Annotated in this window: 23 protein-coding genes and 1 riboswitch; of the genes, 5 read left to right on the plus strand and 18 right to left on the minus strand. The window is 54.9% G+C overall.

Features of this window, described 5'->3' with window-relative positions:
- Positions 1-239: 239 nt before the first annotated feature.
- The gene (locus tag NSS83_RS12910) at positions 240-503 is read right to left on the minus strand and encodes a hypothetical protein (protein ID WP_341184155.1); all 264 of its coding nucleotides are present in this window, start codon (positions 501-503) and stop codon (positions 240-242) included.
- Between the two features lie 84 nt (positions 504-587).
- Between NSS83_RS12910 and NSS83_RS12915 the strand changes: the two genes are divergently transcribed.
- The 3 genes from NSS83_RS12915 to nagA are packed head-to-tail and all read left to right on the plus strand — an operon-like array spanning position 588 to position 3,375.
- Positions 588-1,466: a MurR/RpiR family transcriptional regulator gene (locus tag NSS83_RS12915; protein ID WP_341184154.1), complete on the plus strand. Its 879-nt coding sequence runs from the start codon at positions 588-590 to the stop codon at positions 1,464-1,466.
- Positions 1,466-2,194, plus strand: a complete 729-nt coding sequence (gene nagB / locus NSS83_RS12920; protein ID WP_341184153.1) for a glucosamine-6-phosphate deaminase — start codon at positions 1,466-1,468, stop codon at positions 2,192-2,194. Before NSS83_RS12915 ends, nagB begins: the two co-directional genes overlap by 1 nt.
- Positions 2,182-3,375: an N-acetylglucosamine-6-phosphate deacetylase gene (nagA, locus tag NSS83_RS12925; RefSeq protein WP_341184152.1), complete on the plus strand. Its 1,194-nt coding sequence runs from the start codon at positions 2,182-2,184 to the stop codon at positions 3,373-3,375. Before nagB ends, nagA begins: the two co-directional genes overlap by 13 nt.
- A gap of 201 nt (positions 3,376-3,576) precedes the next feature.
- On the opposite strand, the gene NSS83_RS12930 is transcribed toward nagA, so the two are convergent.
- Positions 3,577-4,320, minus strand: coding sequence for a YhcN/YlaJ family sporulation lipoprotein (locus NSS83_RS12930; RefSeq protein ID WP_341348379.1), 744 nt, complete (start codon positions 4,318-4,320; stop codon positions 3,577-3,579).
- A gap of 191 nt (positions 4,321-4,511) precedes the next feature.
- On the opposite strand from NSS83_RS12930, the gene NSS83_RS12935 reads away from it, so the two are divergent.
- Positions 4,512-5,582 (plus strand): glycosyltransferase family 4 protein, encoded by a 1,071-nt coding sequence (locus NSS83_RS12935; RefSeq protein ID WP_341184150.1) that lies wholly within the window; start codon positions 4,512-4,514, stop codon positions 5,580-5,582.
- 110 nt (positions 5,583-5,692) lie between these two features.
- On the opposite strand, the gene NSS83_RS12940 is transcribed toward NSS83_RS12935, so the two are convergent.
- The 11 genes from NSS83_RS12940 to NSS83_RS12990 form a co-directional block, all read right to left on the minus strand.
- A complete protein-coding gene (locus NSS83_RS12940) occupies positions 5,693-6,736 on the minus strand; it encodes a glycosyltransferase family 4 protein (protein ID WP_341184149.1) in 1,044 nt (347 codons plus the stop codon).
- The gene (locus tag NSS83_RS12945) at positions 6,733-7,455 is read right to left on the minus strand and encodes a glycosyltransferase (protein WP_341184148.1); all 723 of its coding nucleotides are present in this window, start codon (positions 7,453-7,455) and stop codon (positions 6,733-6,735) included. The genes NSS83_RS12940 and NSS83_RS12945 overlap by 4 nt, the downstream gene beginning before the upstream one ends.
- Before the next feature lie 25 nt (positions 7,456-7,480).
- Positions 7,481-8,056, minus strand: a complete 576-nt coding sequence (locus tag NSS83_RS12950) for a class I SAM-dependent methyltransferase (protein WP_341184147.1) — start codon at positions 8,054-8,056, stop codon at positions 7,481-7,483.
- Between the two features lie 71 nt (positions 8,057-8,127).
- On the minus strand, positions 8,128-8,844 hold the full coding sequence (locus NSS83_RS12955) for a glycosyltransferase (RefSeq protein ID WP_341184146.1): 717 nt from the start codon (positions 8,842-8,844) through the stop codon (positions 8,128-8,130).
- A complete protein-coding gene (locus tag NSS83_RS12960; protein ID WP_341348380.1) occupies positions 8,841-9,839 on the minus strand; it encodes an NAD(P)-dependent oxidoreductase in 999 nt (332 codons plus the stop codon). The genes NSS83_RS12955 and NSS83_RS12960 overlap by 4 nt, the downstream gene beginning before the upstream one ends.
- Positions 9,836-10,675, minus strand: a complete 840-nt coding sequence (locus NSS83_RS12965; protein WP_341184144.1) for an SDR family oxidoreductase — start codon at positions 10,673-10,675, stop codon at positions 9,836-9,838. The genes NSS83_RS12960 and NSS83_RS12965 overlap by 4 nt, the downstream gene beginning before the upstream one ends.
- The gene (locus NSS83_RS12970) at positions 10,672-11,658 is read right to left on the minus strand and encodes a polysaccharide biosynthesis protein (RefSeq protein WP_341184143.1); all 987 of its coding nucleotides are present in this window, start codon (positions 11,656-11,658) and stop codon (positions 10,672-10,674) included. The genes NSS83_RS12965 and NSS83_RS12970 overlap by 4 nt, the downstream gene beginning before the upstream one ends.
- Positions 11,648-12,742 carry a UDP-N-acetylglucosamine 2-epimerase (non-hydrolyzing) gene (gene wecB / locus NSS83_RS12975; protein WP_341348381.1) on the minus strand — a complete coding sequence of 365 codons (1,095 nt, stop codon included), beginning with the start codon at positions 12,740-12,742 and terminating at the stop codon, positions 11,648-11,650. Before wecB ends, NSS83_RS12970 begins: the two co-directional genes overlap by 11 nt.
- A 51-nt stretch (positions 12,743-12,793) precedes the next feature.
- The gene (locus NSS83_RS12980) at positions 12,794-14,329 is read right to left on the minus strand and encodes a glycosyltransferase (protein WP_341184141.1); all 1,536 of its coding nucleotides are present in this window, start codon (positions 14,327-14,329) and stop codon (positions 12,794-12,796) included.
- A 196-nt stretch (positions 14,330-14,525) separates the two neighbouring features.
- Positions 14,526-15,659, minus strand: a complete 1,134-nt coding sequence (locus NSS83_RS12985) for a glycosyltransferase (RefSeq protein WP_341184140.1) — start codon at positions 15,657-15,659, stop codon at positions 14,526-14,528.
- A 32-nt stretch (positions 15,660-15,691) separates the two neighbouring features.
- The gene (locus NSS83_RS12990) at positions 15,692-16,780 is read right to left on the minus strand and encodes a DUF3880 domain-containing protein (RefSeq protein ID WP_341184139.1); all 1,089 of its coding nucleotides are present in this window, start codon (positions 16,778-16,780) and stop codon (positions 15,692-15,694) included.
- 346 nt (positions 16,781-17,126) lie between these two features.
- On the opposite strand from NSS83_RS12990, the gene NSS83_RS12995 reads away from it, so the two are divergent.
- Positions 17,127-17,873 carry an AAA family ATPase gene (locus NSS83_RS12995; protein ID WP_341185217.1) on the plus strand — a complete coding sequence of 249 codons (747 nt, stop codon included), beginning with the start codon at positions 17,127-17,129 and terminating at the stop codon, positions 17,871-17,873.
- An 81-nt stretch (positions 17,874-17,954) separates the two neighbouring features.
- On the opposite strand, the gene NSS83_RS13000 is transcribed toward NSS83_RS12995, so the two are convergent.
- The 5 genes from NSS83_RS13000 to NSS83_RS13020 form a co-directional block, all read right to left on the minus strand.
- Positions 17,955-18,128, minus strand: coding sequence for an aspartyl-phosphate phosphatase Spo0E family protein (locus NSS83_RS13000; RefSeq protein WP_341017000.1), 174 nt, complete (start codon positions 18,126-18,128; stop codon positions 17,955-17,957).
- A gap of 116 nt (positions 18,129-18,244) precedes the next feature.
- Positions 18,245-19,657, minus strand: coding sequence for a hypothetical protein (locus NSS83_RS13005; RefSeq protein WP_341348382.1), 1,413 nt, complete (start codon positions 19,655-19,657; stop codon positions 18,245-18,247).
- Positions 19,658-19,666: 9 nt separating this feature from the next.
- Positions 19,667-21,568 carry an LTA synthase family protein gene (locus NSS83_RS13010; RefSeq protein WP_341348383.1) on the minus strand — a complete coding sequence of 634 codons (1,902 nt, stop codon included), beginning with the start codon at positions 21,566-21,568 and terminating at the stop codon, positions 19,667-19,669.
- Positions 21,569-21,878: 310 nt separating this feature from the next.
- Positions 21,879-23,216 carry a 5'-deoxyadenosine deaminase gene (locus tag NSS83_RS13015; RefSeq protein WP_341348384.1) on the minus strand — a complete coding sequence of 446 codons (1,338 nt, stop codon included), beginning with the start codon at positions 23,214-23,216 and terminating at the stop codon, positions 21,879-21,881.
- Positions 23,217-23,278: 62 nt separating this feature from the next.
- A riboswitch (purine riboswitch) is annotated at positions 23,279-23,377 on the minus strand.
- Between the two features lie 156 nt (positions 23,378-23,533).
- On the minus strand, positions 23,534-24,010 hold the full coding sequence (locus tag NSS83_RS13020; RefSeq protein WP_341348385.1) for a GNAT family N-acetyltransferase: 477 nt from the start codon (positions 24,008-24,010) through the stop codon (positions 23,534-23,536).
- Between the last annotated feature and the right edge of the window lie 238 nt (positions 24,011-24,248).

A 24,248-nucleotide genomic window follows, 5' to 3' on the forward strand; every position in this document is an offset into this window, starting at 1 on the left:
ACACGCAGATTGCAGCTTTTTGTATCTCCTGCCACTTGGTTGGCTGTATTCCCTCCGCCAATGCATGAAGCAGAAATGAATAGATGGATAAACGTCACTTACTAAAAGAGTAGAATCCTTTTTATGGATGATAGATGGAAAAACAGCATTTATTTTTGCCGCAATCAGCTTAAAATGGAATTTGAGCAAAACTAAGCAGCAAAAATCCAATTATTTTTCACAAAAAACTGAATGATGAGTTAACAATTAACAAAAATCCAACTGTTTCCTCTTACAATAATCCTTCCTCCATTCCCCCACTCCCCTGCTGCAAATCCGCCACCTCCATCTTCCTTAATTCTGCCCCAGACCAGCCTTAAACCAAACTGCCTATTGCAACCTTCCGCAATTTGTTTTATCCTAATTATGAAAATAATTTTCTTTATTAACGTAAATATTATGTAAAATAATTTCAAAAGCGGCTTAGGCCAAAACTTAATTAGGCCAAAACTTAACCTGTCCATTTCCGCATGTCCATTTCTACATTTTCATTCGGGTAAGTAGAGAAAGCTACATGAATCTGAATCTATAGTAAAGAAGGTGAGCGCTTGTCTCCCATTCTGCATGTTCTGGAGCATGACAAGCCCAAGCTGTCGCAAATGGAACGCAAGCTGGCTGAGCGCATTCTGGCCTCGCCCGGGGAAATTGTCCATATGGGCATCACGGAGCTGGCGGAGGAATGCGGCATCAGCACGGCGACGATTACGCGGTTCTGCAAAGCGCTGCACTTCAAGGGTTATCCCGATTTCAAGCTCAAGCTGGCAGCTGAGCTGGCGCATAGCGACGGCTCGCCGGAGACCGGCAGCTCCTCTTATCAGGACATCGTGGCCGGCAATCCGCTGCAATTCATTGTAGAGGCCATGCAGGCCAACCACCTGGCCTCGATCCGGGACACTACCTCGCTGCTGGATCTGGGACGGCTGCAGCAGGTCATTGATCTGCTGTGCCGGGCGCGGCGGGTCGATCTGTACGGGATGGCTACGTCGTCCATCGTGGCCCAGGATTTCTATCAGAAGCTGATCCGCATTGGCGTGAACTGCACCGCTTTTGCCGATTCCCATATGCAGATCACTTCCGCTTCCTCGCTCTCTTCCGGCGATGTGGCCTTCGCAGTCTCTTATTCGGGGGAGACCCCGGAGACGGTCGATGCCTTAACCTGTGCAGCCGCAAGCGGCGCAGCTACGGTGTCGTTAACCTCATACGGAAGCAGTACTTTGGCTACACTCGCTGATTTTCCGCTGTTCTCCTCGTCTCTTGAGCAGGGCATGCGGCGCGGCGATATGGCGTCACGGATCGCACAGCTGCATATTATCGATATTCTGTTCACCGGCATGGTCAGTACCCGGTTCGGGGATTTCATCCCCAAGCTTGAGCAATCTTATCGGAACGTCCAACATTACCGTCATAAACGGGGAGGTCAAATCTAATGAATATTTTGAAATTTCAGCATGAAGAAGATTTCGCAGCCACAGGAGCTAACCTGATCGCCAGTCTGCTGCAGAGTAATCCCAGAGCCGTTCTTGGTCTGGCTACCGGAAGCTCGCCTGTCGGGGTGTACGAGAAGCTGGTGGAGATGCACCGCAAGGGCAATGTCAGCTTCGCCAAAGCCTCTTCCTTCAACCTGGACGAATATGTCGGACTGCCGGTGGACCATCCTCAGAGCTACCGGAGCTTCATGAATGAGCATCTGTTCAATCATATCGATATCGACCTGGCCCGCACCCATGTACCTAACGGAAATGCTCCCGACCTTGCGGCCGAATGCCGTGCGTATGACAAGCTGCTGGAGGATAACGGTCCGGTGGATCTGCAGATCCTCGGCATCGGCAGCAACGGCCATATCGGCTTCAACGAGCCGGATGCCAGCCTGAGCAGCGGAACCCATGTGGTCGATCTGCTGGAAGAGACCCTGGAAGCCAATGCCCGCTTCTTCGACCGTGTAGAGGATGTTCCGCGTCAGGCGGTAACGATGGGCATCGGCGGGATTCTCAAAGCGAAGCAGATTGTACTGCTTGTCCGCGGGGAAGAGAAGGCGGAAGCGGTTAAAAATGCGCTGGAGGGTCCAATCACCACCCAGTGTCCCGCCTCGCTGCTGCAGAGCCATCCGAATGTGGTCGTCCTGCTGGATGAAGGAGCTGCCAAATGGCTGAAATAAACGGTACGCGCGGAGAATTGTTGTACGGCAAAGTGCTGACTCCTGACGGAATTATTGAGCAGGGTGTAGTTGCCGTAGCGGAAGGCTTGATCCAATATGCCGGAGAAGCTTCCTGGCTGCCCGCAGCTTATGAGGGCTGGCAGACAACCACCCGGGAGGCGCAAGGTCTGCTGATCCCCGGATTCGTCGATGTGCATGTGCACGGCGGAGCCGGACATGACTTCATGTACAGCGATGCAGATGCTCTTGACACCATCACACGGTTCCACGCCTCACACGGGACGACCTCTATGCTGGCTACAACCATGACGGCTGCCAAGGCAGACATCGATCAGGTGCTGGCTGAGGTGGATGCTTATCGTTCCCGTGAAGGCGGCATGCCTTATGCAAGGCTGGCAGGTGTACATCTGGAGGGACCGTTCATCAGCGTACGATGGCCTGGAGCGCAGAATCCTGAGCATATCGTGCCAGCTAATATAGAGTGGCTGGAGGAATGGGAGGGCAAGTATCCGGGAATGATCCGTCAGGTCACCCTGGCTCCCGAGCGTGAAGCTGCCCTGGAAGCGATCCAGTGGCTGCGCAAGCATGGCATTACGGCTGCGCTTGGCCACACAGATGCCACATTCGAGCAGGTGATTACCGCTGCCGATGCCGGCCTGAACCAGGCAGTGCACATGTTCAATGCCATGACACCGCTGCATCACCGCAAGCCGGGAACGGCCGGTGCCGTCCTGTTCGATCCCCGGATCAGAGCCGAGGTCATTGCCGACGGAATCCATGTTCATCCGGCAGCCATCAGCCTGATTACCCGGCTCAAGAACAATCACAATCTGCTGCTGATCACAGATGCCATGTCAGCAACCGGACTCAGCGACGGAGAATATGCGATCGGTGATCTGCCTGTGATTGTCAAGGACGGCATAGCCACGCTGAAGGAGCATCCTGAATCACTGGCCGGCAGCACACTGACGATGATTAGCGGGTTCCGTTATCTGGTGCAGGAGGTCGGTCTCAGCCTGCTGGAAGCCTCACAGGCTGCCAGCCTTAATCCGGCGCTGTCACTCGGCATGCAGCGGTCTATCGGAACGCTTGAAGCAGGGAAGCGCGGCGATATTCTGCAGCTGGACCAAGATCTGAATCTGCGCGGCGTATGGATCGGCGGACGCAAGCTGGAAGCCTAACTCCAGGGCAGTAAGCCACATTTTCATTATCCCTATAAACGCAAACAATGCAGTCACCGTACCCGGCCTTCGGGGTGCGGCGGCTGCATTGTTTGCGTCTGTCTTCATTTACTGGTGTCCGCCCTGTGCCCTTCATCTGAATAAGCCTCATATTCCTCTGGAATACTATCTTCATTCAAGGCACTATGCAGCAGCGTCTGCTTACTGTCCGCTGCGGGCAGGGAAAATCCGTTCCGCCATGATACGGAATTCATTCGCGAAGCCTCTGAGCGGGTGCCCAGCACGGAATTCCCGGGCATAATAATCGGCCCGTTCCACGAAATCCGGGTTCGCCGAGACATACACATTTCCGACGTATGTGTTGCCTTTTTTAACCTCTGCGGCGATTTTATTCTTGATTCCCCCGGGAAGCGTGTCTGTATCATCCCCCATATTGCTTCTGGACATAATCCCGTTATTGCCGTTCCCCGGATAATCATCGGGAGCCGCCATGCCTGTACCGCCAACGGTTCCGGTGCCTGTCAGACTTCCCGGAATGCCCGCCATGGAGCCTCCTGTCCCTGTCATCCCGGGAACACCCGCAGCAGTTCCTCTTCCTGTATCTTTCCCGCGGGTGGTACTCCGGGTGTGTACCCCGCCCGAAACATTCTCCAGCATTACAGCGACATATGCGCTTCGGCCGACCATAATAACGTTAGCGGAACGGACTTCCGGCATGGCCGCTACACGGTCAGCCAATTCCTTGCTCATCTCCATGCTGCCGAAGTCATCGTCACGCTTCATGTCCCGTGTGGAGTTCACGTGGATTCGCCCGTCTGTCCCCCGCACACTTTTCGTCTGCATATTGCCATTATCTGACGAATGGCCGGCACTGCAGCCGGTCATACTTAAGGCGCCGGCCAGCAAGGCAGCAGACACGGACAAGCCGAATTTCGATCGCAACATTCCTTCATCTCCCTTCACAGAATAATGTAGTGCAGCGTAACAAGCCTTAGCATGGCTCCTCCGCTGCCGGGCTATCCAGAAAGGATTTGGCAATGCCGCCCCCCACAGTCACACGCAAGAGAAATCAGGCGTATCTTATATAACAGCAGACTGTGTTTCTCCGCAGGCAGTCCAGATCAGGAGGGGTAAGCTTGAAAATTCTATTTACGTTTTATGTACCAAGCGGCGGGGTGGAGACCCTGAACAGGCTGCGGTGTGAGAGTCTTCAAAAGAACGGCATCGAATGCCATGTACTCTATCTCATGCCGGGGTCCGGCACCAACAATAGTGTAAGCTTCCCGGTATTTATCACTTCGCAGGATGAAGATATCAGGGCTATACTGAATACTAATCATTATGACGCCATCATCGTAACCTCCGATTACCTGCTGCTGGAACGTCTGCGCCGGCTGGGGTATGGCGGTATCCTGATCTATGAATCCCAGGGTTTGGGAACACGAAGCGAAGCCCGAAATATAATTATTGAATCCGTGCCTTATCTGCAATCCTTCTGCAATGCCGTGCTGATTCCCCCCACCGATCATTTACTGGAGCTGTTTATCGAGATCTGCCCCTGGCTCCAGCGCTATATTATTCCGAACCTTGTGGATGTACAAGAATTCAGGTATATCCCCGCCGAGGCGCCCGTTGATCCTGTCATCGCCTGGGTAGGGCGGCTGGAATCCAACAAGAACTGGAGCGAGTACCTGAAGATTGCCCACCATATCCGCAAAGCGAAACCTAACCTGCATCTCTGGATGTTCCATGATCCGGCCCTGGCCTCCGATGACCAAAAGGAGGCGTTCAATGCTGAGCTGCATTCCCTTGGCCTGAATGACCGGCTGATTGTGTTCACGAATGTGCCTAACCAGATGATGCCTGTCTATTATTCATCGATTGCCGCTTCAGGAGGCTTCCTGCTGTCCAGCTCTGTCACAGAAGGCTTCGGATATGCCGTAGCTGAGGCTGTCTGCTGCTCCTGTCCTGTACTCAGTACGGATTCCGACGGGGTCAGATCCTTCATTACCCATAATATTACCGGCAAATTCTATCCGCTTGGCAATGTGGAGGCTGCTGTGAACGAAGGACTGGAGCTGATGAATAACATCCCGCTGCGCGAAGCCATCTGCTATCAGGGCCGCCAGCACATGGTTACGCATTTCGGATTCGATCAGTATGCGCATTCCTTCCGCGAGATGATGAATTCCTTCTCTATCTTCTAACTATTGCTAGCTTCTTATCCCCCTGTCTTCCGGCAAAAAAACCTTCAATTCCAGACGTTAACCTGGGTTGAAGGTTTCTGTGTTTTGTTTTGGCGCTCTGCCCGGAGGCATCACATCCCTTGTCTGGACACCATCTCAAACAGCTCAGCCTGGAAAATCTGCACGCTTCTCTCCCATGTAAACTTCAGGGAATCCTGCTCTCCCCTGGCGGCCAGACGCCGGCGAAGCTCCCCGTCGTTAATGAGCGTCACAATATCCGCAGCAAGACGGTTCTCATGACGGTATGACATCAGGCAGTTCTGCCCGTGTGCACAGTATTCGAGGTTCCCCCCTGAATACACGGTAACCAGAGCAGCACCGCAGCGCATCGCTTCCAGCCCCGGCAGTGAACCGGCATCATTGGTACTTGCGCTGACAAAAATATCCGTCTCATTGTAATGATAAGCCAGTTCATCATCATTGGCGGGTGTCCGCAGCTGATAGCGCCCGGAGCTAAGTAAGGCCTGCAGACTCCTTGAAGCGGCATATTCAGCAGGGGGAGTCATGATATAGATCTCCACCTCAGGATGAAGCCGCTTGACCATATCAAGCTGTTGAATCAGGTATTCCTGTTCCCTGTGGCCGGAGAATCCGCCTTCTGGGCGCCGCATAATAGCCGAGACGATCAGCGGCTTGCCTGGATTGTCGCGAAAATGCGTATTATGGAAATCCGGGTCAACACCGACCGGAACAATTCTCCCTTTAATACCATGATTGATCCGTATGACCTCCTGCTGCCAGCGCGACAGTACAAGCAGGTTGCGGGTAATGCCATAGGAGGCGAACGACTGATTATTATCCGGCAGGAAATTCGGCTCATAGCATAAGGCCAGCCGGATATGCAGTCCTTTGCCCAGACGGCTGGCCCGTTCGGCAACCGGAACGGTTGTATAATAATTGGAGATAATGACATCCCCGTAAGGGAAATGATCTTCCCTAAGGACCGGAGCGGGCACAGGGATAATCGGACATTTCATCTCATATTCCACAACACCTAAGCTGGGCATAAGAATAACGACCTCATGCCCTATTAAAGTCAGGGCGTTCGCAAGCTCTGCTATCATCCGCTGCGCACCGCCTCTGGATAAGGTCAGAACCGGAAAGGTCAGTCTCAATTCCTTCTCTCCTTTCTCAGCAGCTCCGTCAATTCACCCCTGTGCATGAACTGCACCTTGGCAATTTCCCGGTTCTGCGCTTCGTTGTGCAGGACCGAGCCCATCTCATTATGAATGCGGTAATACAGCATCGGCTCTTCTATATAAGACCACTCATAGTGAGGCAGAATCCGCAGCCACATATCATAATCCTGTGTATACAGGAGCGTCTCATTAAACATACCGACCCTGGAGAGGATCTCCATATCTAAGAGCACCGTACTGCCGTTCACCGGACAGCCGGACATCATGGTCTGTATGAGGGCCGGCCTGCTCAAGGCCGGCATCCGGACAATATCCTGAATCCGTTGCCCGTACTCATTAATATAGTAGTAAGCCGTATGATTGAAGGAGGTTCCTGAGCTGCGGATGGCTTCTATCTGCCGTCTGATTTTATCGGGATGAAACAGATCATCCGCGCTTAACCAGGCAAAATAAGCTCCGCTTGCCACCTCGATTCCTTTATTGAGGGCCGAGCCGGTCCCTCCGTTGGTTTTGCGGACATATATAATCCGGCTTCTATAGGCGTCAAGCTTCTCCGTATGGAGCGTTGAACCGTCATCCACCACGATCAGTTCAATATCTGTATAGCTCTGGGCCAGCACGCTTTCGACCGCCAGATGTACGTATGGGCAATTATAGAACGGAATTACCACCGAGACCTTGGTCTTCTGATTCATGCCCCGGCCTCCTCCCTGAGTTCATTTATACAGTCTTGCAGGCGAGCAGGGCGTCCAGCGGAGCGTGATTCTCACCGAAAGCTTCCCGGAATGAAGGATTCTCCGCATGGTGAAAGCCCTTCAGTACAGTTACAGCGTAGCCCAGCTTCAGAAAGTCCTCAGGCTCCCAGCCGCTCCAGTGTTTCTGGTAATACTCTCCATGCAGATTGAAATGGTCCTTCCCCTCCTGCGGGAAGAAACCCCGCGGTGTAAATACAACGACACGGTTCGCAGCGATGAGCTCCGCCTTACGCAGCAGCTCCATGCCTTCACTCATCGAGAAATGCTCCAGCGAATCGATCAGAGTAACCGCAGAGAAGGTTCCCGGCAGGAACAGCTTATCGATATGACCGGCATCGGCATGAACCGGAATGATATGGGGGGCCTTGTATTTGCGGTGCAGCAGATAAGGCCTGTGGATATCCAGCCCCAGCACCACAGTGGCTTCATACCGCTCCAGCAGCGTACCGGTACCGCTGCCGATATCCAGTATACTTTCGGAGAATTTCAGCTGCTCCAGCAGGACCGGCAGGAAGTCTTTCACTTCGATTTCCCGGTACATATGCTCTCCCTCCTAAGCGTTAATTGCCTGACCTTGGGCTGTGCTGCAGTGCCGGCTGTGCGCTCCGGCAGTTAGCCGCCCATGGAGGCAATCAGGGCACTTAACGGAGCGTGATAACGGGCACTGGTTGCTGCTGCTTCAGCCATAATGACATCGTAGTGTCTAAGCGTGCCCATTCCCTCATGCCGGCGGTAAGCCGTCAAGGACTGGTTCAGCATCACCGGTGCATAACCGTTCAGAATCGCCCGGTACCACAGATCATAATCATGGGTATACGGAAGGGCTTCATCGAACATCCCGATGGCACCGAAGATCTCCCGCTTGAACATCACCGTACAGCCGTTGATGGGATTGCCGTACAGGAAGCAGCGCAGATATTCAAGCTGGTTCGGGAATACGGCCGCAGCATTCAGCTCCATAGCCTGCGAGTTTCCGTTAATGTAGTTGAAGTTGGTGTACGAGATCAGCAAACGGTTCTGTTCCATGAACAGAACCTGATTATTGATCTTGTCACGATAGAACATATCATCCGAGCTGAGCCAGACTACATAATCTCCCGTGGCATGCGCAATACCATGGTTAAGTGCCGAAGCGGTGCCGCCGTTGGCCTTGCCCAGATAGTGAATGTAGGGCAGATAAGGGGTAATCCGCTCTGCATGCATAGTTGAACCGTCATCTACTACGATAATCTCATAGGGCTGCCAGGATTGAGATATGGCGCTCTGCAGTGCCTGCTCAATATAAGGACAATTGTAAAAAGGAATAACTACGGATACTCTGGGCTTCATAACAACTCTCCTTCCTTACCGGCTCTTGTATAGCGGATAATATCCGCCAGTGAACGGTCCAGCGCAATCTCCGGCTTCCAGCCGGAAATAGCAGCATAGTCCCCCGATTCTTCAGGCGTTCCCTTAGTATCAGCAGATTCAAATGAAGGCTTCGCCGGAACGGCAGATGACAGGGAAGGATTGCCCCGGCTGTGCTCCTCCTGCGGGCCCCAGTCCACCCTTACCGGAGCCGCAGCATGAGTCAGCAGCTTCGCTGCAATCTCTCCCAGTTCCCGCTCCGTCCCGGAATCGATACGGTAGATCCTGCCGGTCTCTCCCGAATCCAGAATGAAGCCATACGCCCTGACCGCATCACGCACATCCAGAAAATCACGCAGCGCATGGCGTGAGGAGAGCCGAAAGGCAGCAGGTGCAGCCGATCCGGTTACGGCGGCTGCTTCACTGCGCACAATATGCTGTGCCAGCAGGGAACAGAAGCCGGTAGACGGACCAGGCCCAATCAGGTTCGAGGGCTCCGCCATCAGCACAGGCTGTGCAAACAACCTTCCCCAAGCCAGCGATACCAGCTCTTCCAGCGTCTTACTGAGGCTGTAGGGGTGAGGCGGGTCTGCCGCACCCGGTCTGTACTTAAGCCGGGAGCCGGCCACCAGAATACGGCTGGCCGGCTGGACACGCAGCGCCTCAAGCAAATATAGAGTAGCCATTACATTGGTTTCCATATAGAGCAGCGGGTCCCGCCAGGACTCCGGGACCGAATTCTTGCCTGCCAGGTGCAGCACCTGATCCGGCTTCACCGCTCTAATCATTGCCGCTACAGCCCTACGGTCCCCCAGGTCACAGACGACCTGCTGAACCCCCTCCGGGAACAACTCCGCTTCTGGCTTGCGGCGGACTACAGCAGTCACCTCCGCTCCTCCGGCGGCAAAATAGGCCACGGCATGCCTGCCGGTAAAGCCGGAAGCTCCGGTAATAAGGAGACGCCGCCGCCCGCTCATGTCGGCAGCTCTGAGCTGCGCATAAAATCGGCAAGCTCGCTAAGCATCCGGGGATAGGACGGCAGCTCAATCGTAACATCGCTTCTCGTACTGATCAGCGTCCGGTCTTGAACTGGCGTCTGCTGCGGGATGATCTCAACATCCTCTTTATGAAATGCCGTCTGCATCATCTGCAGTAGCTGATATTTGCTTACGGGCTGCGGGTGGGCCAGATGAATCAGCCCGGAGAGATCCGAGTCCAGCAAGGAGTCAACGGCTTTGGCCAGCTCCAGGGTAGTGACTCCATTCCACATCACGCATTCATATCCGGTTACCCGGCCCTTCTGGGCCAGGAACCATTCCATGAGGCCGATTCCGCCAGAACGGATCTCAGGCCCGATAATGGAGGTGCGGATCGTAAGATGTCCGGGATCACGCACTTCTCCAAGACTCTTGGTAAGGGCGTAGACCGAGGTTCCATCCGCGGCATCCTCCTCGGTGTATCCGCCGCGTGTTCCTTCGAACACGCAGTCGGAGCTGATGTGGATGAGCCGGGCATGAATCTGGTCCGCTGCCCGCCGCAGGCGGTGGGGCAGGAATCCGTTGACATGATACGCGCCAATCCGGTCCCGTTCGGCGAATTGATTGAGTACCCCCATCGCATTAATAATGCAATGGGGGGAGACGATTTCAACCAGCTTTTCTACACCGGCGATGTCGTCGGCGTCTACATACAACCCTCCAAGATCCTTCTTATCCCGGGTTGTATGGAAGATGTGGTGCTTGCCCTGGCGGCGAAAATACTCCGCCAGCATATGACCTGCCATACCATTTCCGCCGAGAATAAGGAGCTTCACTGGAGGAACCCTCCCCGGATCAGAATATCCTTGATTTCAGCCTGCTCCATCAGATGATTCTCCGAGCTGAAGCTGCTGAAGGACACATGGGGGTAATGACGGTAATGCTCCTTCAGCTCCGGCATATCGAGCGTAGGCAGAATAACCAGGTACTGCTCATCGTAGACCACCGTAGTCAGGCTCTCGAAATCGCTCATCAGGATCTCATGGATTTTCTCACCCGGGCGGATGCCGGTCTCAATCATACTGACATCCGTCCGCCCGGAAGCTTCGATCAGCACATCGGCCAAATCCACGATCCGGCAGGTCGGCATGGTCATGACGAAGATTTCGCCGCCGATACTGACATCGGAAGCCTTGAACAGCAGGGTAATGGCATCGCGCAGGGTGAAAAAGAACCGGGTCATGTTCATGTCTGTAATCTTTACCTGTCCCTTGTCCTTGATCTGCTTCATGAACAGGTGGACCACACTGCCGTTCGTCCCCAGCACATTGCCTCCGCGCACGGTAACAAACTTGGTGCCTGAGCCGATCAGATTGGCATAGACGAACAGCTTCTCGCCGATGGCCTTGGTCATGCCATAGAAGTTCGACGGATTAGCTGCCTTGTCGGTAGAGATGTAGATCGCCTTCTCCACATTGTTGGCAATCGCCGCTTCAATGACATTTTGTGTGCCGACCACATTCGTCTTGAGTGCCTCGTACGGCTGGTCTTCGCAGACAGGCACGTGCTTGAGTGCAGCCAGATGGAAGACATAATCCACACCGCGGCAGGCAGCCACCAGCGCATCCTTGTCACGGATATCACCGATGATGAAGCTGAGACGCTGATCTTCAAATTCACGGCTCATGGCTACCTGTGCAGACTCACTGCGGGAGAATACGATGATTTCTTTGGGATGCTGCGGCAGCAGCTGCCGGATCAGCTCATGCCCCCAGGAACCGGTACCGCCTGTAACCAGAATCCGTTTATTATTGAACATGCAGGTTCCCTCCAAGCAGAAATTTAACTACCTTTACCGAGACACCTTGGGCCAGATACCCTTCCGGCGCCTCCCAATCAGGCTTAAGCGACGTCATCAGCACGGTGCAGCGCAGAATGCTGTTCTGTTCTACCCCGGACACTACATTACTTCCGCAATCGACGGTCTCCGGGCGTTCTGTTGTCCGGCGTATGGTCACCGTAGGTACTCCCATCAGGCAACATTCTTCTTGAACGGTGCCGCTGTCGGTAATGGCGCACAGGGCATAACGTTCCAGATGAACAAAGTCAAAAAATCCGAAGGGTTCGTGAAACTCCACCAGCGGGTTCATAGTCAGCGGGAACTGCTCCGTAAGCTTGGAGCGTGTACGGGGATGAATGCTGCAGATCAGGCGGAGCCCCAACTGCTCAGCCACCAGGTTCAGCCCGGACATAATCTGGAGCAGTGACTCCGGATCATCGACATTCTCGGCCCGGTGGGCAGTCACCAGCAGATACCGGCCGGCTTCAAGCTTCAGCCGGGACAGGATGTCGCTGGCAGCGATTTGCTCTTCGTAATGCGTAATTACCTCATGGATGGGATTACCGGTTAGCACGATACGCTGGCTGGGGAACCCTTCGCTAAGCAGATGTCTTTTACTCTGCTGGGTATACGGCATATTTATGGTGGAGACGGCATCTATGACACGGCGGTTTTTCTCCTCCGGCACTTTCAGATCGTAACAGCGGTTGCCTGCTTCCATATGCACCACAGGGATGCCCATCCGCTCGGCCAGAATGGCACACAGCGCACTGTTGGTATCACCCAGCAGCAGCACGCGGTCCGGCTGCTCCTGAAGCAGAATGCTCTCCAGGCTGCCGAACATAGCGGCCAGCTGGCCCCCGAGTCCGGCCTGCTTATCCTGCAGCACGTAGTCCGGTGCGCGGAGTCCCAGCTCGGCGAAGAATACCCCGCTGAGGCTGGCCGTGAAATTCTGTCCCGTATGCACCAGCACATGCCGATCCGCATGCCGGTCCAGCAGCGGAATGATGACGCTAAGGCGGATGATCTCGGGCCGTGTGCCCAAAATCGTCATGATCTTCATGGGTTCACTCCCCTTTGATTATGTCCTGCCTTCAGGAACCGGGCAGGCTGCTCAAGATGCCTTACGCCGCCGCTTGCTCCGGCGGCTTCCGGCATGGCCCGCGCGGCGCTTCTTGCCGCCGCTGGCCCGCCTGCGCGCGGAGCTTGCCGCGCGCTTCTTGCGGCGCGGGCTCTTTCCCGCCGCGCTGCTCCGGGACTTGGCGCGGCGCAGCCTGCCGCGCCGCAGCTTCGCGGCCCGCAGCCGTGCGGCGCGGCGCCCGGACTTCCCCCGCGTCGGCGCTGCCGCGGGGGCGCTCTTCCCGCCCGCCGGCGCAGCTGCGGGCAGGGCTTCCAAGCCGCCGCTGAGCTGCGGCGGCTGGAGGCAGTAGCGGAGATGCCACCTCTCCGCTAAGCCTTGCAGCCGGGCGCGGTAAGCCGCCGGGCCGTAGACGGCCTCGATATGCTCCCGCGCCTGCCGGCCAATGCCGGCCGCCATCGCCTGGTCGGCCAGCAGCGCGTTCACCCGTGCGGCCAGCGCATCGATGTCTCCCGCTGGCACGAGCAGCTCGCCGCAGCCTGCGGCGTTCAGGATCTCCCGCAGGCCGCCGGAATCATAAGCGACGACCGGCTTGCTGAAGGCATAGCCCTCCAGGGCCGTCATGCCGAAGCCTTCCCGGATCAGGCTGGGGACAACGAGCAGATCCATCGCGCAGTAAGCGGCCGGCAGACATTCTTCATATCCGACAAACCGGAAGCGTGAGGTCAGTCCCTCCAGCTTCACCTTGCGGACACAGCGCTCATAGTAGCTTTTATCCCCGGGAGTCCCCACTACGAGGTAGCGGGCAGCCGGATGCTGCTCATGCACCAGAACCGCCATCTTGACGAAATGCTCCAGCCCCTTCTCCTTATTAATGAAGGAAGAGACATAGCCGATCAGCGGGTCCCCCGGAGCAATCTTCAGCTCACTCCGCCGTTCCCCGCGCAGCTTGCTCCAAGCCTCGAACATCAAATCCCCGTCACTCCATGACGGAGGCAGCTGGGTCACCTTGCTATCGCGGATCTCCTCGGGGAAGCACGCTGCCGCTGTCTGTGAAATCGCCAGAATCTCATCGCTGTGGTTGTGGATCAGCTCTACGCTGACCGGGGTGAACTCGTTGTCTGTGATGGTCTCCGAGATCTTCCAGATCACCGGTATGCCCAGTGTCTTCGCCGCGATTGGCGGCAGGGCATGCACACAGGTGCTGGTGATCACGAACGACGGACGGAGCTCCGCAAGCCAGTGCGTCAGCTCGTGATACTCCCGGCCCTCCTGCAGCTTGCGGATATCTGCCGGAAGACCGGCATAAGGGGTATACACTCCATAGACCAGCGGAATAGACATCAGCCGGACCTGAAGGCCGTAGCTCCGGGCCAGCTGTGTCAGCTTCCCGTCCTGCGGAGCTACGAGGATACAATTGAAGTAAGGAGACAACTCCCGGCTGAAGAATAACAGCAGCTTCTCCGCACCCGTAATACTGCGCGTGTTGGAGACATGGGAAAAGAGGACGATCGTCGCTTTGTCGGCCATGGTGTCTCGGCGCTCCCCTGCGAAGGGCTGTGGAGCAGCCATTCACCTCCTAATTTTGAATGCACACAATCTGCTATCACTCAGCAGTGCTCCTGCTTGGGACGGGTATATTAGCTGACAGGCTAACATCTCTGCCCGGTACTCCAGTATATTGAGGGGGCACAGATGCCGGCACGACACCTGTCCCCTGTGATACGCACATTTTGCTGACAGCCTGTTCTACGATTGCCCTGCTGCCTTACCCGTAAATAATAGTGAGCAGCTGACCCAGACGTCTGGCATACGTATGATCCCTCAGCGTGCGTTCGAAGGCGCGGAGAGACATCTCCCGGCGCTCTTCCTCGTGCGTCAGATAGTACTGGATTTTGTCCATCAGCTCGCGGGGGCTGGAGTAGGTGTCGATCTCTTCGCCCACCTTGTAGAAGGAGCCGAGATCGTCACGGGCATCGCAGAGCTGCAGCGTGCCGCTGGCAGCAATCTCGAACGTACGCGGATTCGGCGATACGGCCGGAATATACAGCGTGTTATTGTTGACGGCATCGTCGATATGCGAGCGGTGAAGGTTGATCACAATTTTCGAGCCGCTGTAAGTTACAGCCGTCTCCTGAGGGGACATCCACTTGCCGATCTCAATCCGGTCGCCATAGAGCGGAGCTTCCGGCAACCGGTCCCACCAGATTCCGTTAATGACCGTGTTGTAGCTCATCAGCTCCGGCATAATATCGCGGAAGAAATTAATCCGGTTCCAGTACGCGGACCCGATGAAGCTGACATCCCGGCTGACCGGCGACCGACCGGTAGTCGGACGGTAATGCTCACGGTGCGCGGCAAAAGGCAGATAGTGGACCTCCGTGCAGCCCAGGCCGCGGTAGATCTCTACGCAATTACGCTCCAGTGTGAATACAAAGTCATAGTGGGCCACAATCTTCATTGTGAAGTCCGTGTAATACGGATCATCGGTCAGCCAGATTGCGGTCTTGATGCCCTGGCCGCGCAGAATAGCCACCTGCTCCAGCGGCAAATCCAGACCATCCAGCACCAGCACGAGATCCGGACGCTGGGCGGCTGCCAGCTCCACCAGATTCTGGCGCACATCGGTAATCGTGACCTGGACCGTCTGCCGCTGCAGAGCGAAGAGCACTGCATCATCCAGCGGAGAATACGGGTATCCCTTGCCTGAAGCCACGTACATCACATGGATATTCCTTACCGGCTGCGGCTCCTCCGGGCGTCCGTCCAGCACAGCCAGCCGTCCCCGAAGATAGCCTTCGTCATAACCGCCTTTGAAGCCGGTCAGGCGGCCCCGCAGCTTCTCTTCCTCCGCAGGGGTTCTCGGCAATGGCGGGGCAGGCATAATAAATTCATTGTTCATGAGTATTCGCTCCTTTTGATCCATAATGAAATTCACCCTCTTGAAGTAAGAACACCCAGTAAATGAGGCAGACGCGAAGTAAAGGTATGCCGGCGCAGCGTGGTCTGCAGTGCCCGCAACGCATACCCGCGGCGCTCCTTCTCGTGCTTCAGGTAATAATCAATTTTGCGCTTCAGCTCATCGGCAGAAGCGAAGGTCTCCAGATCGCGGCCCGGCTTGTAGTGGATATCCAGATCCTGCCGGATATCGGTCAGCTGCATCGTCCCGCAGGCGCTGATCTCATAGGTCCGGGGATTAATGGAGAGGGACGGCAGCTGGAACGTATTCCGGTTGTCCATCCCTCCTTCCCAGGGCCGGTGGATATTGATGACCAGCTTGGCGCCGCTGTAATAATTGGCGGTCTCCTCCGGCGGGATGAAGCCCTCTCTGATGTACGGAGACAGCTCCTCGAAGTGGGCTAGCCGCTCCCAGAACCCCCCGGCGATCAGCACCTTCTTCCCCCGCAGGAAGGGGACCAGCTCATCGAACAGCTCCGTACGGTTGCGGAAGGCATTGCCGATGAACACGACATCATAGTGATATTGCGGTCCGGTGTGGCGCGGATAGAACATCTGGGGGTTGACGCACAGCGGAAGGTAGTGCACAGACGCCGTCCCCAGCGAACGGTAGAATTCCACACAGCCCAGCTCATGCGTGAATACATAATCGTAATGCCGGCAGATGACGGATGTGTCCTCGGTGAAATAAGGATCATCCACGAACCAGATCGCCGCCGGGATACCCAGCTGCCGTATTGCCGTAATTTGCTCCAAATGATTCTCCGGAAATACATGCAGCCCGTTCATCACCAGCACCGCCTCCGGCAATTCGCGCGCTGCCACCTCCAGCATAGTTTCCGGAGGACAGATGATCAGCTCGCTTACCAGCAGCCGCAGTGCTTCTGCGACTCCCGCATCGATAGCCTGAAACCCCTGGGGAACATACATCAGTTTTAACGGCTGGCGTTCCCCCACTTCAGGGGTATTCAGGCGCTTCACGGCTTCGCACAGGCCGAGATGGTACCCTTGCAGATAACCATCCCGGTAATCCCGTGGAAGCCCGCCTCTCTTTTTTGTTTTCACGGCCTTCACCCTGCCCCGTTAGATTCTCAAGACAGTAGTACTATATGCGGAGTCAGCATCCGCCTCATGGACATCTGTCTGTGTCGCGGCGAAATTGGCATATGCCCCCCGTCTTTCGCCCGCTTGGCCCGAACCTCTGCAGATTCCGTCCACTCTTGTCCATGCAGAGGCAGGGTCTGCACACCGGCGCCTATTCAAATCCTTTGCGGGGGCCCCATAACAGCCCCACAAAGTGAGGCCATACTCTGAAGCTTACTCAAGTACTTTGCGGGGGCCCCAAGAATCATCTACAATTAGGGAAAACCTACTGAGGAGGCACTAAGATATGAGTTCAATCTATGGCCCTATGCTGTATCTGCGCCATGTCGAGCTGCTGCGGGATGCAGTCCCTTCCTTCGGGAGCTATCCGTTTCATCTGCCGGTGGTACGAACCTTGGAACGGCTTGCTTTTCAGAAACAGGTCACTTTTCTTGTGGGGGAGAACGGTAGCGGGAAGTCTACCTTGCTGGAAGGCATTGCTGCTGCCTGGGGGTTCAATCCGGAAGGGGGGACGCTGAATTTCTCATTCCATACCCGTGCCTCGCATTCAAGCCTTCATGAATACCTGCGGATTGCCAGAGGGGTACGGCGGCCGAAGGACGGCTTTTTCCTGCGTGCGGAGAGCTATTACAATGTGGCTTCTTATATCGATAAGCTGGATGAGGAGCCGGGCATGGGGAACCGGATTAAAGATTCTTATGGAGGAAGCTCGCTGCATGAGCAGTCGCATGGAGAATCCTTCTTCTCCACGTTCGTTCACCGCTTCAGCGGGCAGGGCATCTATATTCTGGACGAGCCCGAGGCCGCTTTGTCTCCCCTGCGGCAGATGTCACTGCTGGCGCGGATGCATGAGCTGGCGGAGCAGAATTCCCAGTTCATCATCGCCACCCACTCCCCAATCCTGATGTCCTATCCGGGTGCGGATATTCTCCTGCTGCAGGGAGAGAGCATCACGCCTGTTGCGCTGGAGGACACAGAGCATTACACGGTCACCCGCGCCTTCATGATGAACCGGGAGAAGATGCTCCGCGAGCTGCTGGGCGATGATTTTTGACCCCTGAATATTAAAAAAAGACACTCCGCGGCGTTAACCGTCAAAGTGTCTCTTGTATTGGTATAGCTGCTCAGTAATTCTCTAATAAAGCTGATCATCCTTCTCCGTATTACAATCACTGTATTCATTCAGGAGCGCATCCAGCTTCACCGATTGGCGGAGTACCCGGACATCCTGCATCCCGTACTCCAAGGCTAGTTTGTTCAGTTCCTGTCTTGCCTGTTCAATCTTATCCTTATATTCTTCATTCCCCATAGCGGCCCCCTTGTAGGATGAGGCTGTATCAAGCCATTTCCACTCTTTTACTAAAGTTCCAAACACATTGTATTCTATAATCCGCTAGGGGTCAATTAAGGGTTTGACATGACAGGTTATTTCAGCAGCCTCGTCAGCTTATGCAGCGTCCAGCCCAGCATCGCCACCGCCATCATATCGAAGCAGACATTGAACAGGAACAGATGCTTGCCGATATCCGCACGGCCGTCACCGAGGATCGGAACCAGGAACGAGAACAGCCCGATCAGTCCCAGCAGCATCATCATTTCTCCGGCGATCCGCCCCGCTACCTCCTTCGTACGGAAGTATTGATAGAACACTCCGGCGTAATACACTAGATAGAAAATAGCCAGGAATCCGAGAGAATGAGGCAGATGCTTGTTCTTAAGCTCGCTCCACCCGCTGTACATTCCTGCTACCGCGCCCGCAGGCTTACCCTCGCTTTTCTCATAGCTTCCGAGGTAGTAGGGACGGATGGACATGCTGTTAGCAGCCGCATACTTCATATTCTCTATTAACCGGCCGGGATGTTTCATATAAAAGAAAAGCACATCCTTATGCGATACACGGTCATAGAAATCCGGAACCAGCGATGGATCATCCTGCTTGATCGCCGTATCTGTCTGGAAATAGTTGGTCCCCGCCAGTACCTCCAGGCGCTCCGGCAGCCCCAGGTCGCGCAGATCACCGCGCACATCCGGTGATTCATTCAGAATGCCGAAGAACACCGTCTGATACAGGTTGATATGCTTAAGCTCCTTCGGCGCTGTCACGTACATAATCACTGATACCAGCGCTGTAGCCACCCCAAGCCCAAGTGCCAGCTTGCGCCAGTTGCCTGTTCCATGCAGCGTCCGCAGGCGCAGGAAGATCAGCGCAAAAGCGAGGCCGACGGGGGCATTCTGGATTTTGGAGCAGATCAGGAACAGCACGGCCACGAAGAACAGCGTAAGTCCTTTGGAGGACGGCTGCTCCTGGAAGATAAGCCTCAGGCCCAGCGCGAACGTGAGCAGCATGAAGACCATCGACACGGGTTCGCCGAACAGGGAGTTGAAATAAGCCAGATAGCCGATATCGTAGAACACAAACAGCATTCCCGCGCCCAGCAGCAGGCCCGTGGCATAGGAGCTTTTCACGCCCAGCTTGACGATCATCCACGTGGCAGCCAGCAGCAGTACTCCATATACAATTGCCAGAAGACGGATATCGAAGTAACTGCCGTGAAATAAGCCCGCAAGCAGCCTTGGCACCAGCACCAGCAGAATTTGCGAGGACGGGTAGAAGCCCTTGAACAGATCATCATAGGCAAATTTAGAATGACTATAGCTGAAGAAACGGTCAGCATAATCCTCCCCGGCATCAAAATAATTCAGTCCGACCGTATTCATCATCCGCAGGAAATCGCCGTTATCGGCAACGCCGGTGAAGGGCCGCACGAACAGCAGATAGAGGATCAGCACAGCACCGGCCAGCGAGATGAGAACCTCGGGTTTCCATAGTCTTTTCATAACATCCTCCTAACGCTGCGGAAGCAGCTTCACATATTCATCAGATAAGCCCATCAGCTTCAGGATGTAGTCATAATCGCTCTGATAGGCACTGAAATCCTTAACCGGCTCATGCGTATCCAGCGAGACCGCCTCACCATCCGCGAAGCTTTTACCGGGGACGAACAACACTTCATCATTGAAAAAAGAGCCTGTCGGCAAATAATAGCGCATGCCCACCACGTTGCGGTCCACATTCAGCAGATCATGCCCGAATGCCGTGAACCCCTCATCCTTCAGCGATACCCCGAGCAGATTGGCTACCGTCGGCAGCACATCCAGCTGTCCGCCGGTCCGCTCCACAACCTGTCCCTGCTTCATGCCGGGCACGTGGATCACGAGCGGAATGTTGAACCGGCTGATCCGGTCGTCATATTTGATGCCAAGCGTCTCCTCCACCTGCTCCGCCGGCACATCCTTCGGCTGCAGGCCGAAATGGTCGCCGTACAGCACCAGCACAGTATCCTCCCACATGCCCTGCTGCTTCAATCCGTCAATCAGCGTGCCTATCGCATAATCCGTATAGTTCACCGCGCTCAGATAATCACCCAGCATCGTGCCCTGGAGCTTGTCCGGTATCTGAATGCGGCGGAAGCTGTCCGGCACCTTGAACGGATGATGGCTGGAGGCCGTCACCAGTTGGGCATAGAAAGGCGTGCCCTTCTGATGCAGCACCGCCAGCTTCTCCACGGCAGTAGCATAGAGCTGCTCATCGGAGGCTCCGAAGGAATTAAAATGGTCATTCTTGAAGGAGCCCTTGTCATAGTAGCCGTTGAAGCCAAGCGCAGGATAGAGCTCATTCCGGTTCCAGAAGCCCACCTTGTTCACATGGAACGTGTAAGCCTCATACCCCTTATCCCGCAAAAGCCGCGGCAGTCCCGGCAGCTCCCGGTCCCCGAAGCCTGTGGACATGGCAAGCGAAGCGATCGGATAGATCGAGGTGTTGCTCATGAATTCCGCATCCGAGGTATTGCCCGGACCTACCTGCTGATACACATGCGGGAAATAGAAGCCCTCTGCGGCCAGGCCATTCAGCACCGGGGTCAGCTCCTGACCCTCCAGTGACTGATGCAGCGGGAAATTCTGAAACGCCTCCAGTTGGATGATGATGACGTTTTTCCCCTTTTGCGATCCGAAATGCTCCGGCTGTCCGCCAGTCACAGTCTTGTATGGATAGCTGGCCTCCAGTGCCTGCACCTTGGCTATCGTCTCGTGAATATCGCCGGTCCCGATCAGGCCGTTATCTTCCCGGGCCTTGATCGTTGCCACCACCTCATAATTCAGGAATCCGGCCGTCTCCGCCTGGACCAGCTCATTGGTAATTCCCCTAGCCGAATGAATCGAGTACGCTGACAGCGAGCCGCCGCCAATGATTGCCACCAGCAGCATCACCCGATAGATGCTCCGGGAGCTGCGTGCAGGCTGACTGTCCCTCTGCCACCGTTGTTCAGGCCCTCTCTTCCATCTGCGGAAGAGCGAATAGATCATCACTATCAGCAGATCGGCAAAAAACAGATAATCGACCCACTCAATCGTAGATTCTACACTCTCTTTTACCTGAAATACCTGGTTCAGCTCATAGAGCGCCAGATAGGTAGGCACCGACCCAAAGTGATTGAAGTACACACTGGCCGCGAACAGCAGCAGCGACAATAGGCCATTGAAGCTCCAGAAGACCGCTTTCCTCATCCGCTCAGGCGTAATTACAGCCAGCACACCGAGCAGCAGGAGCACCGGCGCCAGATCCGCAGCGATCCACTCCCAGGCAATCCGGTCAAAGAACAGCCCTCTCAGCAGCAGCAGCTTCAGCCACAGCAATCCCGCCACGATATAGAAATGAGCCTGCGCAGACGCAGGTTTGCCCTCTCTCATTGCAATCCCCTCTTACTCTCTTCATTAATAGTGGTGTAAAATTAATTCCTTGTTTCTGTAAAAAGCTCACGTTGCTCTAGTATAGCAATACTTGTAGAGGGAATCAAAAGAGGGCCACCCTATTAAACAACTGGGCAAGAGAAAAGGTTCATTACATTCATTATCCCTCCAGGGACAAAAAAAGCAGAGGCGCAAAGTCCCCTGCAAGGCTACAATTTAAATCTAACATGCTTCTGGTTCGGGCCGCAATCATGCCTCCGGTCACTATAGTCAGTTTGTCTGGGACAACTGGCGTTGAAGCCTCTTCCGCTTAGGATAGCCGCGCGCTGCCCAGCAGTCTTTTGATGGAATGGTTCGCTTCATGAAGCACGACTTCCTTGTCAATGGTCTTCAGCTGCCCTGTGTGCATGAGTATCTCACCGTCAACCATCGTCGTCTCCACATCGGCACGGGTGGCCGAGTAGACGATCCGCGAGATCGGGTCTACGTCATAGGAGGGAAAGGTATGGAAATTATAGAGATTAAGGATGGCCAGATCCGCCTTCTTGCCGACCTCGATGCTGCCGATCTGATCCTCCATCCCCACCGCCTTCGCGCCTCCGATGGTTGCCATCCGAAAGACGCTCCGGGCATCCATCGTAGTCGGGCCATGCACGGGCTTCTGGATGACTGCCGCCAGGCGCATCTCATTGAACATATCCAGATTATTGTTGCAGGGCGCGCCGTCTGCACCCAGGCTGAGATGAATATGGTCATGAAGCATGCCCGGCGTATCGGCGATGCCGGAGGCCAGCTTGAGATTCGAGCCCGGGCAATGGCTGACATGAACCCCGCGGTCCCGCAAAATCCGCTTCTCCTGCTCATCCAGCCAGACACAGTGAGCCAGAATCAGACGTTCGTTAGCCAGCCCCAGGTGATCCAGATAGACGACATTGCGCATACCGGTCATCGCCTGCACAAGCTCGATCTCGCCCAGATTCTCGGAAGCATGGGTATGCACCTTCACCCCGTAACGGGCCGAGAGGCTCTCCACCTCCCGCAGCAGCTGCTCCGTACAAGAAATAACAAACCGCGGGGAAAAAGCATACTGAATCCGGCCGTTCGCATACCCGTTCCATTTCTCCAGCAGATCCACACTCTCCTGCAGCGAAGCCGCCGTCTCCTCCTGCAGGGCCGCCGGTGCATCCGGGTTCTTCCGGTCCATCATAACCTTCCCTGACAAGGCGCGGATACCGCTCTTCGCAATCGCCTGAAAGGCATAATCCGTATGATGTACTGTCTCCATATCCACGATGGTCGTTGTGCCGCTGGTGATTAATTCCCCAATGCCGAGCATGGCTGAATAGTACAGGGACTCCTCGTCATGCGCCGCCTCCAGCGGCCAGATCCGTTTGCGCAGCCAGTCCATCAGCTCCAGATCATCCCCTTTGCCGCGGAACAGTGTTTGGCACAGATGAATATGCGTCTGGATGAAGCCGGGGATAACCGTCCGGTTCTTGGCGTCGATGACAAGCTCAGCCCCCTTCACTTCAAGGCCGGTGCCAATCTCCACAATCAGATCACCCTGGATGCGGATATCACCGTATATAATGTCTTCCTGCTTGTTCATTGTAATAATCTCCGCATGCTTAATCAGGATATTCGCCATTGTCTTCTCCCCCTAATCTTGTTGATGTCCGGCTGATCACTAACACAAAAAGGCCACAAAAATATGCCTCAGCATATTTTCGTAGCCAGAAATTTACGGTTCCCGGTAGAGACCCTTAAACCAATTATTAAGGATATACGAAAAGGACTATTCCATTGCTTATGAATAGTCCCATCATAGTTCAAAGACAGCTTTTATGTCAACAATAGTTATTAAAGTTAACATGATAATTTGTAAAAGTGAGTTTCGGGCACCACCCAACATTTCCACACTAGAAAATCAGGATAAAATGTAATGTTTCCTCACTTCAATAGAAATTAGCTCTCCATATTCTCTGTCAGCACCTTCTCAAACACCGGAAAAGCGGCGGTACGGCCAGGAAAACGAATCTCGCCTCTCTGCACATACCCGAGTGAAGGATACAGCTTAAGCGCCCTGTCATTCTTCGCATATGTATCGAGCCGGATGCTTCTATACCCGCTGCTGCGGGCGAATTCCTCGGCAAAGGCGTTCAACCGCCTGGCAATCCCTCTGCCCTGAATCTCGGGATGTACCGCAAGCCGGTGCATAATCAGATGAGGCCCCTGCTGCTGTTCCCATTCAATGCCTGCATATTGCTCCGCCTGGTTCTCATCCAGCACAAGAATTCCGGCAATCGCCTCATGCTCCAGGCAGACAAATAAGGTTCCCTTACCGATATCTTCACTAATGACTTCACGGTTAGGGTACCCTTCATCCCATTGATCGCTTCCGCCTGCCTGCATAACTTGTACACATTTGGCAATCAGATTCATGATCTCCTGGACCTCCTCACTCCGCGCTCTTCGTATCTCATTCCTCATCATGTGCGTTCCCCGCTTTCCTGCCCGAATAGTGAACCTGGTAAAGATTCTGTTAAGAAGTCTACCATATCCGGCCGGAAATTCCGATAGCCTGCCTTATCCAAAGTTCCCCATGTGCTATAGCTATAGGGGCGGCGCAATATGCGCCAGCCCCTGTAGCCGCTGTATCGGCCTGCACGCTGCTATGCCT

This window comes from Paenibacillus sp. FSL H3-0469 (assembly GCF_038051945.1).
Classification (GTDB): domain Bacteria; phylum Bacillota; class Bacilli; order Paenibacillales; family Paenibacillaceae; genus Paenibacillus_AQ.